6 protein-coding genes are annotated in these 12820 nt (G+C 66.1%); all 6 read left to right on the forward strand.

All coding sequences use genetic code 11. The features are described 5' to 3' along the window. Nucleotides 1-44 precede the first annotated feature (44 nt). The 6 genes from ACOJTB_RS21500 to ACOJTB_RS21525 all read left to right on the forward strand — a co-directional run bounded on the left by ACOJTB_RS21500 (nucleotide 45) and on the right by ACOJTB_RS21525 (nucleotide 12778). Nucleotides 45-1286, forward strand: a complete 1242-nt coding sequence (locus ACOJTB_RS21500) for an SGNH/GDSL hydrolase family protein (RefSeq protein WP_420104562.1) — start codon at nucleotides 45-47, stop codon at nucleotides 1284-1286. Nucleotides 1287-1336: 50 nt separating this feature from the next. Further along, nucleotides 1337-1933 carry a phage connector family protein gene (locus ACOJTB_RS21505; RefSeq protein WP_420104563.1) on the forward strand — a complete coding sequence of 199 codons (597 nt, stop codon included), beginning with the start codon at nucleotides 1337-1339 and terminating at the stop codon, nucleotides 1931-1933. Next, on the forward strand, nucleotides 1933-4131 hold the full coding sequence (locus tag ACOJTB_RS21510) for a phage tail protein (protein WP_420104564.1): 2199 nt from the start codon (nucleotides 1933-1935) through the stop codon (nucleotides 4129-4131). The genes ACOJTB_RS21505 and ACOJTB_RS21510 overlap by 1 nt, the downstream gene beginning before the upstream one ends. A 65-nt stretch (nucleotides 4132-4196) precedes the next feature. Next, nucleotides 4197-4661 carry a hypothetical protein gene (locus ACOJTB_RS21515; RefSeq protein WP_420104565.1) on the forward strand — a complete coding sequence of 155 codons (465 nt, stop codon included), beginning with the start codon at nucleotides 4197-4199 and terminating at the stop codon, nucleotides 4659-4661. A 93-nt stretch (nucleotides 4662-4754) separates the two neighbouring features. Beyond that, complete coding sequence (locus tag ACOJTB_RS21520; RefSeq protein ID WP_420104566.1) at nucleotides 4755-8378, forward strand: transglycosylase SLT domain-containing protein; 3624 nt, start codon at nucleotides 4755-4757, stop codon at nucleotides 8376-8378. Further along, entirely contained in the window at nucleotides 8378-12778 is a 4401-nt protein-coding gene (locus ACOJTB_RS21525; protein WP_420104567.1) for a hypothetical protein, read from the forward strand. Before ACOJTB_RS21520 ends, ACOJTB_RS21525 begins: the two co-directional genes overlap by 1 nt. Nucleotides 12779-12820 lie beyond the last annotated feature (42 nt).

Genomic DNA, 12820 nt, shown 5'->3' on the forward strand with positions numbered 1-12820 from the left:
TGACTTAGCGTGGCGGATTGTGCTCGCCGAATAGGAGAGCACCGATGCCGCGCCAGCAGCTGAATTATGATCGCGTCGGGGATGACGACGGGCGCAAGGAGTCGCTGGAAACGCTGCTGCCCAAGCTCGATATCATGATGTCGGAGCTCTATGGCCCTGACGGTTTGCCCATCGCCAACGGTGGCGTCCCGACAATCTACTTCCGCACCCCCGCCAATCTGCGCCGCTGGCATGCCGCGCTCGCCAAGGTGCGAGCCGGACTTGGCCGGGCGCGGGTCGTCTTCATCGGCGACAGCAAGACGGTCGGCACGGGGGCCGGCACTTCCTCCGGGAACACCTGGACCGATGGCGCAGAGCCGCGCTCCAAGGTTGCACACTTCACCCGGCAGTTGACCGCCGCGGGCATCCCGACGAACCGCAATGCCTGGTTCGGCTCATCGGGCCTCGCCAGCCCGGCGGCCAAGGTCGCATATGATGCCCGCCTGACGATCGGCGCCGGCTGGAGCGGCGGCCCTCAAACGCTCGGCGGCGTGTCCTGGGCAACCAACGGCACGACGTCGATCAATTTCGCAGCGGCGGGCAATACCGACACGCTGGAGTCTTTCTTCCGGCTGCGGAGCGCGGACGGGCAGGGCTCGATCACGGTCGATGCAAGCCCCACTGTCTTGACAACCCTCAACGTGTCGCCGCCCGCCGAACAGCCGGGCAAGGCGACGGCCACGACGACGCTCGGCGCCCATACCTGGAACGTCCAGAGGACCGGCGGGGGCTTCCTCAACTTCGTCGGCATGATCGCATACGATAGCACTGCCCCCGCCGTGGACATTATCAACGGCGGCGCCTTCGGCACGGTGTCCGGTTATCATGCCTCGACCAACTCTTCGACGATCGACGCAGCGACGATGCTGTCGGTTATCCAGCCCAACCTCGTGATTATCCAGCTCGGGACCAACAACCTCAACGTCGGCTGGGACTTGGCCGTCTACACCGCCGACATCCTCGACATTATCACCAATGCGAAGGCTGCCGGCGCCGACGTTGTGCTGGAAGTCCCGACTTTCGGCCAGGCTGGCGGTTACGGGACCACCGCGCAACGGCAGGAGTTACGGCAGGCTCTCGTCGGGCTCGGCGCCTCGCAGGGCTGCATGGTCGTGGACCACGATGCGCGCTTCGTCAGCTACACGTTCGCCAACAGCCTCGGCCTTCACCGCGATACCGTCCCGCACGAGACCGAGCCCGGCTATGCCGACGAAGCACAGGCGCTGGTCAACGCGCTGGTGTTCTGACCTGGCGGGTGTGCGGTGCGGTCGCGTCGTAGCTGCCGCACCGTCCGGCCATGGATCGTCTCACCGTCATCAACGATGCGCTGCAGGCCACCGGCAACAACCGGGTGAACGTCGAATATGACGGGTCGGCCGAGTGGGAGGCGGCAGATTCGGCATATCGCCGGGCTCTCTCGTTCCTGATCCCGCGCCACCAGTGGAACTTCGCGAACACGACGGTTCCGCTTGCGGGGCGCCTGCCGGTCTCGCCGCATGAGACCTTCTCGAACGCCTATCAACTGCCCGGCGATTGCCTGCTGGTCGAGAATGCGTTCTGGAGCGGTAATGCCATTCGTGAATACGAGATCGTCGACCAGAAACTGTGCTGCCCCTACGATCAAGGCGTGAGCGTCAAGTATGTCCGCGCGCCAGCGCTCGGTCAGTGGCCGCTCCTCTTCGCAGAGCTCGTGACCATGAAGGTCGAGAGCTATCTGCTCCGCGGCTTCAACGAGGACACGGACAATGCCCGGCGGCGAGACGCTGAGGTCGAAGCGATGCTGGAGGAGGTGCGTTCGGCGCTCGATCGCCAGGAACCGCCGCGCGCCATGTTCCTGTCCCGCACTGCGGCCCGGCGGCTGGGCCGTGGCTCGCGTCGATATACGGGGGGCTGATGGACGCCCAGATCATCGCGCAGCGGGATTTTTCGGCCGGGCAGATCGATCCGACCGCGCTGCGTGCCGACGATACCGAGATCATGCGGGCCGGCCTGCGCACCGCGCGGAACGTCCGCATCCTCGCCTCGCGCGGGTTGGCCCGGCGGCCGGGACGTCGCGCGCTATTCCGCACCACGGGCATCTGCGAGAAGGTGCGTCCGGCGGCTGGCATCGAATGGTACATGGAGGTCGAGGCCGGGAGCATCACCTTCCGCTCATCCTCGCTTACCGTCGCGCTGAGGTTCACGGGCCTGCCCTGGACCGCAGACATGCTGCCGCAACTGCGCTGGGTCGAGAGCGGCGGCACGGTCATCTTCGCCCATCAGCGCATGCGCCCGCAGGTCTTCTCCTATGATCGACTGGCGAATTCCTGGTCCGCGTCGCAGTTCGCGTTCTCTGTCGACCCGAATGGTTCGACGCGGCAGCCCTTCCACAATTTCTACCTCGGCAGCGGCGTCACGATGCAGCCCAGCGCACGGGCCGGGTCGATCGCGGTCGTATTCTCAGCTCCGGTGCTCGATCTGGGCCATTATGGCGTCGTCTTCACCTATGCCGGCCGGCAGATCGTCATCACCTCCGTGAACAGCCCAACGACGGCGACGGCTAATGTGATTGAGGAACTGCCCCCGACCTTCGATGTCGCGGTCGACAATGTGCTCGGGCTCTCGGTCGGCGATGTAGTCGAGGGCGTCACCTCGGGCGCCCGCGGCCAGGTCGTCGAAATCGTCGGCCTCGTCATCCGTGTCCTGGTCGAGAAGAACTGGTCCGGCTTTACCGCCGACGAGCTCGTGGCTGGCCCGCGCTCCAAGATGAAGGTGACGAGCCAGAATCCCGGCGCGACCGTCCCGACGACGCAGTGGGCCGAGGCGCTGATCTCCGATTTCCGGGGATGGCCGGGCTGCGTATCAAAGGACGTGCAGCGCATCATCTTCTGCAAGATGGCACAGGCTGGCGCCGCCATCGTGTGGTCGTCGACGGGCACGCTCAATGACTTCCGCATTGGCGCGGAGAAGGAAGACGCGATCTTTGAGTTCGTCCCGGAGAACTGCCTGGTGCTCGATGTCGTCGGCGGGGCCGATGAGTTCGTGTTCACCGACAAGGGCAACTATTATGTGCCGGTTTCGGTCGCGAATCCGCTGATCCCTGGCTCGATTGATTTCCGCCTGATCTCGGACGATCCGGCTTCCGATATCCGGCCGCGGTCGACCACCGATGGCCTGATCTTCATCAACAGTGCCCGGTCCCGCGTGTTCGCGATCGTCGGCACCGGGCAGACGGCTCGCCCGTATATCGTCGAGGACCTGTCGGAATATCACTCCGCGCTGATCCGCTCGCCGTTGTCGCTGGCGACCAGCACGGCGGATGTCTCGGCGCCGGAACGCTACCTCTATATCGGCAATGCAGACGGCACGCTGGCGGTCGGACGCTACCAGAAGGCGCCGACGACGCGCGGCTGGGTCGGCTGGGTGCCTTGGGACGGCCTGGGCGCTATTGAGTGGATCTCGGCCGGCGGCGATTCCGTGATCGTGACGGCGCGATACGAGACCAGCGTCGGGACAATGCGCTTCGTTGAGGTGTTCGACGACGAACTGCTCCTCGACGCATCGCAGGCCATCGCGTCCGTGATCGGAGCGGATGGGCTCGAACTGGACCCTGGCGACTATCTCGACCTGTCGGACACCGACATCCTAACCCTGGAGAACGTCTACTCGTTCAATTGGGCGGCGGGCACGATGCTCTCGGTCGAGCGTAATGGCTGGTATCGCGGCGAATACACGGTCCAGCCGGACGGGTCGCTCTCAGGCTCGATTCCTGTTCAAGGTGTGATCGGGCTGAATGGCGGCTTCAATTTCGAAGTCGAGGCCGAGCCGTTCGTCCCGCATGCGGATGGCGGTCCTTCCCGGAAGCAGCGCCTGCGTCCGCGCCGGATCAAGCAGATTGGCGCCACCGTCCAGCGCTCGCAGGCTCTGAAGATCGGCGACCATCTGGTCCCGTTCTACCGCGATGGCGAGAACGAGGAACTGCCGCCACCTCTGCGCGATGAGACATACCGCACGCGGTTGACGGGTCGCAGCTTCGACCCGCGCTGGGGCGTGAAGCAGGAACTGCCCGGCGCTCTGACGATCCTGGAGATGACGACAGAGGTCACGATCTAGCCGATGTGCGGTGCGGTCAGGCGCCGCCCGCCGCAGTTTCAGCCCGTCGACTTCGTGAGGATGTGATGGGCGCCGCAGCAGCACCGGCAATGGCCGTGATGAGCATTGCCGGCAAGGGCATGGAGATTGCCGGCGGCATCTCGCAGGGCATCCAGAACAAGGTCGCTGCCCAGATCGATACGGTCAAGCTGAAGATGGCGGCCGAGGCGGGCAAGGTCCGCGCTATTCAGACCGATGCAGCCTATCGCGACGACCTGAACAACACGCTCCAGAATATCGGGGCTATCCGCGCCGGGCAAAACGTCGGCTTCGACTCGCCGACATCGTTCGCAATCTACGACAAGGCGCGCTCGCTCAGCGACAACGCCCGCATCACGGCGGTCTCGAACGAGCGGCTGAAAGCGCTTGGGCTGGAGGGCGATGCCGCCGCGGCCTGGAAGCGTGGCGAGACGGCGCGCACGACCGCCACGCTTGGCCAAGCCAAAAACATCCTCTCGCTCGGCCAGGAAGTGGCCGGATTCATGAAGTAAGGCGCCATGGTCGATATCCTCGAAGCATCTGGCGCCCGTCGACCGCAGCCCGGTCTTGCTGCCACGCCCACGTCGCAGATTAGCGGCGAGCGCATGGTTCAGCCGTACACCGAGCTCGCGAAGGCGCTGGGCGCGGCGGGCGAGGCGCTGGGTGATGCTGCGGCGCCTTACCATCAGGCCGAGGGCGCGAAGGCCGTCACCAAGGACGCGGACGGCAACCTGCAGGTCCAGTGGCGAGCCGAGTTCACGCGCGGAGACAAGCTCTACAATGCCGCGGCGCGGCAGGCGGCTCTCGCCTCGATCAAGACGGACGTGTCGTCGGAACTGCTGCAGCTTCGGAACGACTTCGATGGGCGCCCGGCCGAGTTTCAGGCAGCGGCGAAGGAATACGTCAAGAACAAGGGCAAGGCCGGCGACGCATTGCTGCGGCCCTTCATTCAGGACGAAGCCGACCGGCAGGCCAGCCAGTATTTCGAGGGGCTCGTTTCGGCGAAGCACGACCTCGACATGCGGAATGCGTTCAACTCGCTGGTGGATCGCCGCAAGCTGGTGGCGGACAATCTGGAGGCGCTGGCGGCAAACGGCGGCACCGACACCGACGAGTTCAAGCGCGCTCGCGACGAGTGGAAGGATCTTGGTGCGCAGCTCTCGGCGAACCCGAAGTTCGCCTACAATGCCGAGAAGGACAATTTCGACACCCAGCGGCTCGACACGCGGCTGAAGGGCGAAAGCATCGCGTCGATGACGCGGCGCATCCTCGGCGACCAGGGCGTGGACGCCGCACGCAAGTTCGTGCAGGGCGCCTTCGACGACAATACCCTGGCGATGGACGCCAAAGAACGCCGGACCTACCGGAACCTCGCCGAGAGCGTCATCAACGAGCGCTCGAAGGAACTGGCGACGGCGCGCCGCGAGGTGCAGGCCGAGGGCCGCGAGATGCTGGCCGGGCTGAAGAACGGCGTCGAGGTCGATGATCAGTCATTCGACGATTTCCTGACGCGCGCTTCGCAGGCGGGCGCGACAAACACCGTCCGGCAGCTCGTGCAGACGCGCGCGGCGAAGCAGCAGTGGAAGATGTTCGAAAGCCTGCCGACCGTTGATCGTGTCGGCTTTGCCAAGATGGCGATCACCGGCGCCGGCGCCCCCGGCATGGATCGGCTGGTGCAGGCCGTCATGGGGCAGGAGTCGAGCTTCAACCCGCTGGCTGAATCGAACAAGGGCGCCTCTGGCCTGATGCAGATCATGCCGGGGACGGCGCGCGAGCTGGCGGCTGGGCTTGGCATCCGGGATCTGCAGGGCAAGAGCGACGAGGAGGTCAAGGCCTGGTTGAAGGCCAATCCGCAGCAGAATGTGCAGATGGGCTCGGCCTATTTGGCTCAGAACCTGCGGCGCTTCGGCGGTGACGTTCAGTCTGCGCTCGTCGCTTACAACGCCGGCCCCGGCGTGGCGCAAGAGTGGATCGCCGCCGGCAAGAACGATGCCGTGCTGCCGGCTGAAACCCGCGACTACAAAGAGAAGATCATGGCGCGCCTGAACATGGGCGCCGCTCCGACCGGGCCGATCATGTTCAACGGCCGGCAGATCGCGGGCCGCACCACGGCCGAGCAGATCGGCACGCAATATCTCGGGATGAGTGAGAACGATCCCGGCGGGCGGGCGGCGATCAAGTCGTTCCTGAAGCAGTATGCTGGGACCGACATCGACCCGGCAAAGGTGCCGTGGTGCGCCGCCTTCGTGAACGGCATCATGGGCGCCTCGGGCCGCAAAGGCTCTGGCTCCCTGCGCGCGCTCGACTTCCTGAACTATGGGCAGGCGACCGACCAGCCCACGGCCGGCGATATCGTCGTATTCGATTGGAAGGATGGCAGCGGCCACGCTGGCATCGTGCAGGGCTTCGAGGAGAAGAACGGCAAGCGCTATATCCGGGTGCTCGGCGGAAACCAGGGCGGCACCGACGACGCCGGTAACCGGGTGAGCGGCACGGTGAGTTCTTCGCTCTTCGGCCTCGATAATGTCGCGGGCTATCGGAAGCCTCCTCCGGTCGGCGGCGGGCCGGATTTTGCCCAGCCGCGGCAGTTCAGCATTGCCGGCGGCGCTCGCGGCTATCTCTATCCCGACGCCTCGATGATCGACGATTACAAGCGGTCGATGGCGAGCGATGCGCGTCGGCTGATGCCGTCGATCGCCGATGGCTTTCGCAAGGGCCTGCCGCCGACCGGCGAAGAGTTCAACGCCTTCGTCGACATGGTGACGCTCTCCGGCGACCAGAAGCTCAAGACCGAGACGATCAGCCTCGTGCAGTCGCTGGAGGCAGCGAAGCAACTCGAAGGGCTGCCGAAGCCCATGCGCGACGCCGCCATGCAGCGGCTCACGCAGGAGCTGTCAGGCGGGTCGTCCGAGGTCCAGCGCGCCATGGTCGACAACCTCACCGAGTCCTTCGGCGCGCGCGACAAGGCCTTGGCTGATGACCCGATCGGCGCTGGGCAGCGCTACAAGATGATTCCGGCGCAGCCGCCGATCGACTGGGCGAATGTCGGTGCATCCCTGCCGGCGCGCGCGAAGGCTGCGAACGAGATGCGGCAGGCTTCCGGCGCCACTGAGGCAGTCAGCCCGCTCACGCAGGCGGAGACGCTGCAACTTTCCCAGCAGCTGGCGCAGGGCGATGGGCAGGCGTCGGGCGGCCTGCTCAGCAATCTGGCCGCGCTGCCGCCGGATCAGTTCGGCGCGCTCCTGGCGCAGGTTCCGGTTCGGGATGCGCTGATCGGCATGACGCGCTCGGGCGATCCGGCGAAGATGACGGCGGCATTCTCGGCTCTGGATGCCGAACGGCGCCGCGACCCGGAAGGCTTCGCGAAGAAGTTCCTGAGCGTGGAGGACAGGCTGGAGGTCTGGAACGCGAAGATGGCGTTCATGCCGGCCGAGAGCATCGCCAAGGAGATGCAGAGGGTCGACGATCCAGCACAGCAGAAGGCGCGCAAGAGCCTGCGCGATGATGCCGAGGAGAAGATCAAGAAGATCACGCCTTCGGATGTCGCTGGCTATTTCGGCAACTGGGTGCCGTTCAGCGCTCCGGGGGAGCCGGCTGCGCCCCTGCAGGCGGGTGAGCTCAAGGCCGATTTCGAGCGCGAGTTCACCGGCCTCTATGCCGAGATCGGCGACGAGGGAAAGGCGCGCGAGGTTGCTGTGGAGCGGCTCAAGCGCGTGTGGGCGCCGTCCGCGCTGAATGGCGGCCGGCTGACCAAGTTCGCGCCGGAGAGGTCGCCGGCCTTCCAGCCGATCAACGGCTCGTTCGACTGGATGAAGAAGCAATTCGACAACGACGTGCAGCAGGCTCTTGTCGGGATGGGCGCGGCTGTCACCGATCCCGCGGGATTTGCCGGCGGCGTGCCCCGCCAGGATGTGATCTCGGGGAAATCTACGGCGCTGCTCAATGCCGAGCGCATGGTCGTGCCTGATGCGCGGACGCAGGCCGAGTTCTCCGCCGGCAAGCCGCCATCCTATCCCGTCGTGGTGAAAGACCCGGCCACAGGCATGTATGTCCCGCTGCAGGATGCGCAGGGCCAGCAAATGCGGTGGGTTGCGGATCAGGAGATGGCGATGGTCCCGCTTCGAGCCGATGCCGCTGCCACCTTTGAGCGCATGAAGCCGATCATGGCCGAGCAGAGCCGCGCCGATGAGCGTCGACGCGCGCTCCTCACCCGGAAGAAACCCGACTGATGCCATTGATCGCTGAAGCCCCGGCCGAAACCGCACTGCGCACGCCAACCACTGTGCCGGAGCCGGTCCCGTTTGCGCCGCGCGCGCCGAGCGGCGACCCGCTGTCGGCCGCATTCCGGCAGGAGAACACGGTTACGAACGTCGTCGCGCTCCTGAACCGCCCCGAATATCCGGCCGAGCCCGGCTATAATCCGGTCGAGGCCGTCCGCGGGACGAAGTATGAGCGCGACCATCTGGACGATGTAATCTCGATTCAGTCTCCGGCGGAGATGCGCGCGTGGCAGGCGCGCGTCGACCAGGAAGAAGCGGACAAGCGCGCGCTCCATGATGCGGGCGGCTGGGGAGTGGCGGCCGGCATCCTGGCGGGCACGCTTGATCCCCTAATGTTCCTGCCGGTCGGCGGCGTGGTGAAATCGGCGCGGGGCGGTTATGACTTTCTGCGCTCGGCGGCCACGGTCGGCGGGCTGACCGCCCTTCAGACTGGCGTCTCCGAAATCGCACTGCAGGCCAACCAGGCGACCCGCACCGGCGCCGAAAGCGCCATCTCGATCGCGACCAGCGGCATCCTCGGAGGGCTGATCGGTGGCGGTGCTGCGGCGCTTATGACGCGCGCCGAACGTGAGGCGCTGACTGGCCTGCTTGAGCAGGACCGCAAGCTGGTATCCGAGATCGTGGAAGGATCGGCCGCGCAGCCGGTCGCCGCTGGCGCCGCGGCAACCGACGTTCGTCAGCTCAAACTCGTGGGCTATGGGCTGGACAAGGTGCCGGGCCTCTCCACGCTGGTCGAGAAGATGAGCCCCACGCTGCGGGTGTTCTCGTCTGACAACGTGGCGGCGAAGCGGACCATGGCCGACCTGGCCGAAACCGCGCTGCGCTTCGAGGATAACGAGCGCGGCATCGCGACCTCGTTCGGGGGCGCCCCGGTCAGCCGGATCGTTCAGGCTCAGAAACTCGGCATGCAGTTGGAAGCGGCGGAGACGCTGAAGGATGCGTTCACCGCCTATCGGTTCGGTGATGCGGTGCCTTCGGCGGCCATGGCGCGCGCGGCGATCGACGATCTGCGCGGTGCGGTCGAAGAGGGCAAGCTGTCGTTCAACGACTTCAAGCGCGAGGTGACGAACGCGCTGTTCTCCGGCGACACCCACGCGATCCCGCAGGTCGAGCAGGCGGCGAAGACGATCCGCTCGAACATCCTGGACCCGATCCGCGAGAAGGCGGTGACGCTCGGGTTGCTCGATCCCGATGCCGCGCCGAAAGGCGACCCGTCGTGGTTTGCCCGCGTCTGGAACCGCGAGAAGCTGGCCGAGCGCCGGCCGGACGCAGTGAAGCGCTTCGCCGATTGGCTGGAGGGAGAGCAGACTCGCAAGGCTGGCGCGCAGGAGCGGCTCTCGGCCGCGAGCGACGAACTCGACGCGGTTGACGCCGCGCGCGCGAAACTGGAAGCGCAGGTTCAGCGGCTCGAAGCGACGACGCAGAAGCTGGAAGGCCAGATCTCGGAGCGCGCCATGGAAGCGCGCCGGGCTGCGGGCCGGGTCGATGTGCTGGCAGATCGGAAGGCGCTGCTCGCGCAAGAGCAGTCCGACATGGAAGAGTTCATCTCCACCATGCGGCAGGAGGTGCGTGACCCGGCTCTGCGAGAGCGGATCGACAACCTGGAGAAGGATTATCGCGCGGCGCGGCGTGAGGATGCGAAGGCGCGTGTCTCGGAAGCGGACCTCATCAAGCGCGATCAGGAGGAAGCAGCCGGTGCCCTCTCGGATCGGGTCGGTAAGATGGCGGCCGATATCGTGCTGGGAAACCGTCGCCCGGCGCGCGAACCTTCCTTCCTGCACTATCTGGCGGCGTCCGGCGGCATCGCCGATCCCCGTGGTGACGTGAAGTTCATCATCGGCTCGACGCGCGCGCATCCCGGGCTCATCAGCCGTGATGGCATGTCCATCGACGAGATTGGCGAAAAGCTCTGGCAGGAATACAAGCTGGCCGAGCGTCCGACCGAGCGCGAGGTGCTGGACTGGATCGACGAGGCGTCGCGCGGACGGCAGCCTGGGTTCTGGCTGGAGAGTATGACGGGGCAGCAGCATGCGGCTCTCGACGCGACGCGGTTCGCTGCGTCGGTCGACGAGGCGATGTCGCGCGCTGGCTTCACGCCGAAATCTCGGGAGGATGTTGCGGCATTCCTCCGGGGCGATAGCGCGCCGGCACGCACGCTGGAGGATTTGGATCGCGCCTTGGCGGAGATGGAAGGTGCTGCGGTCCCGCCGTCCGTGAAGCTTGAAGGTGTCGATGGGCGCTTGACGCTCGCGAAGGAAGACCTTGCCTCAGCGCGCGCCGCCGTGCAGCGGGGCTTGCAGGGGCGCCAGCAACTGGCGGGTGAGGCGCGGGTGGTCGGCGGCCGCCAGGCGGAAGCCGGCATGGCCGATCGCGCAAGCCGCGGCCGCATCGGCATTCTGCAGGACCGGCAGGCCCAAGCCGCGACGCGGCGGGAGCTGATCGATGAAGCGATGCGGCTGCAGGATGCGGTCGAGGCCGACATCATGAAGCGGATCGAACAGGAGCTTGGCGAGTGGGGCGGCCGCTCTGCGAACGAGGCTCTGTCTGCGATCAAGGCCCGCGACAAGGCGGCAGTGGGCCGCGACCCGAACGCGCCGCGCCTGGCTGGTGCCGATAAGCCGATGATGCGGGCCGTCGCGCGCATCCTGAATTCCGACCGCAACCTGTCGCGAGCCGAGCTCGATGCGCGCGCGAATGAGATCGTCGACCGCATCCTCGGCACGCCGGACGGGCGCCTGCCATACGACGCTGCCTCGGGCGGCCCGCGCGCGATGGTGACGCAGGAAGCCGGTCAGCAGCGCGGCTCGCTCCTCTCGCGCGACTTCGCCATCCCGACGAGCATGGTCCGCGACCTGATCGAAGATGACGCGGAACATATCCTGTCGACGGTCACGCGCACGATGCTGCCGGACATGGCCTTGGTCGAGCGGTTCGGTGATGTCGACATGACCGAGGCGATGAAGAAGATCGTCGAGGAATCGGCTGCGAAGGCGGCGCGCACGACCAATGCGAAGGAACTGGCCGCGATCGAGAAGGAGAAGCAGATGCTCCTCCGCGACGTTGCTGCCACGCGCGATCGTATCCGCGGCACCTTCGGTTTTTCGCAGGATGCGACGGGCCGCAACATCGCGCGCTATGCGCAGGTGGCGAAGAACGTCAACGTCATCACCGACCTGGGCACCGCCGCGCTCAACAGCATGGGTGACGCGGCAGGCGTCGTGTTCCGCCACGGCTTCCTGAACACCTTCAAGGATGGCTGGGGTCCGTTCTTCCAGCGCATGCTCACGACGGCGCCGGCCGGCGAGGCCGACAAGCGGCAGCTGCGCGCAATGCTCCTGGCAGTCGAGACGCAGACCAACCTCCGCGGCCATTCGATCGCCGATGTCGCTGAGAACTATCGACCAGGAACGCGGTTCGAGCGCGCGGTGAAATGGGCGGCGGACAAGTCGCAGCTCATCAACGGGCAAACGTTCTGGACCGACTGGACCAAGGGCATCGCCGCGACGGTGGGCTCGGCGGAGATGCTGCGAGCGGTCGAGCGCGTTGCGATGGGCAAGGCGACGACGAAGGACATCGCCAACCTGGCGGAGGGATCGATCGACGACGCTATGGCTCGGCGCATTCACGCCGCGTGGTCAGATGGCGGCGGGGCAAAAGTGGACGGCGCGCGCTTGCCGAACACCGAGGCATGGAAGGACCGGGGTGCGGCCAAGGCTTTCGAGGCTGCGCTGCAGCGTGAGGTCGATATGACCGTGATCACGCCCGGGCTGGAGAAACCGCTGTGGATGTCGAAGCCGGTCGCCTCTCTGCTTGGGCAGTTCAAGGCGTTCATCGCCGCCTCGAACGAACGCATGCTGATCGCCAACCTCCAGCGCTCGGACTGGAACACGCTGCAGGGCCTCTTTGCCGCCGTCACGCTCGGCATGCTGTCCTATCGGCTCTACACGCTGGTTTCGGGGCAAAAGGCCAGCGAGCGCCCGCAGGACTGGGTGAAGGAAGGCATCTCCCGCTCCGGCGTTATGGGCTGGTTCGACGAGATCAACAGCATGGGCGCGAAGTTCACGCGCGGGAATGCCGACATCTACCGCGTGATCGGTGCCGACAAGCCTCTCTCGCGCATGCAGTCGCGCGGCATCCTGGGCACCTTCGCCGGGCCGACCGCCAACAAGATCGAGCGCCTGGCGCAGATCGGCGGTTCGGCTGCCGAGGGCGAATGGACCGCGTCCGACACCACGGCGGTTCGCCGGCTGATGCCGTTCCAGAATCTGTTCATGATCCGCCGGCTGCTTGATGAGGTCGAGAAGGGCGTGAACCATCAGTTCGGAATCCCGCAACAAGCGCCAAGATAGCGCTGTGCGGTGCAGGCGCGCGGTGAGACGGACATCGTTTCG

This window comes from Allobosea sp., from assembly GCF_048595345.1.
In the GTDB taxonomy this organism is placed as follows: domain Bacteria; phylum Pseudomonadota; class Alphaproteobacteria; order Rhizobiales; family Beijerinckiaceae; genus Allobosea.

Excerpts from the sequence above, each read along its gene's own strand:
- ACOJTB_RS21525 (WP_420104567.1), top strand. The coding sequence starts at position 8,378 with ATGCCATTGATCGCTGAAGCCCCGGCCGAAACCGCACTGCGCACGCCA.
- ACOJTB_RS21510 (WP_420104564.1), top strand. The coding sequence starts at position 1,933 with ATGGACGCCCAGATCATCGCGCAGCGGGATTTTTCGGCCGGGCAGATC.
- ACOJTB_RS21500 (WP_420104562.1), top strand. The coding sequence starts at position 45 with ATGCCGCGCCAGCAGCTGAATTATGATCGCGTCGGGGATGACGACGGG.
- ACOJTB_RS21515 (WP_420104565.1), top strand. The coding sequence starts at position 4,197 with ATGGGCGCCGCAGCAGCACCGGCAATGGCCGTGATGAGCATTGCCGGC.
- ACOJTB_RS21520 (WP_420104566.1), top strand. The coding sequence starts at position 4,755 with ATGGTTCAGCCGTACACCGAGCTCGCGAAGGCGCTGGGCGCGGCGGGC.
- ACOJTB_RS21505 (WP_420104563.1), top strand. The coding sequence starts at position 1,337 with ATGGATCGTCTCACCGTCATCAACGATGCGCTGCAGGCCACCGGCAAC.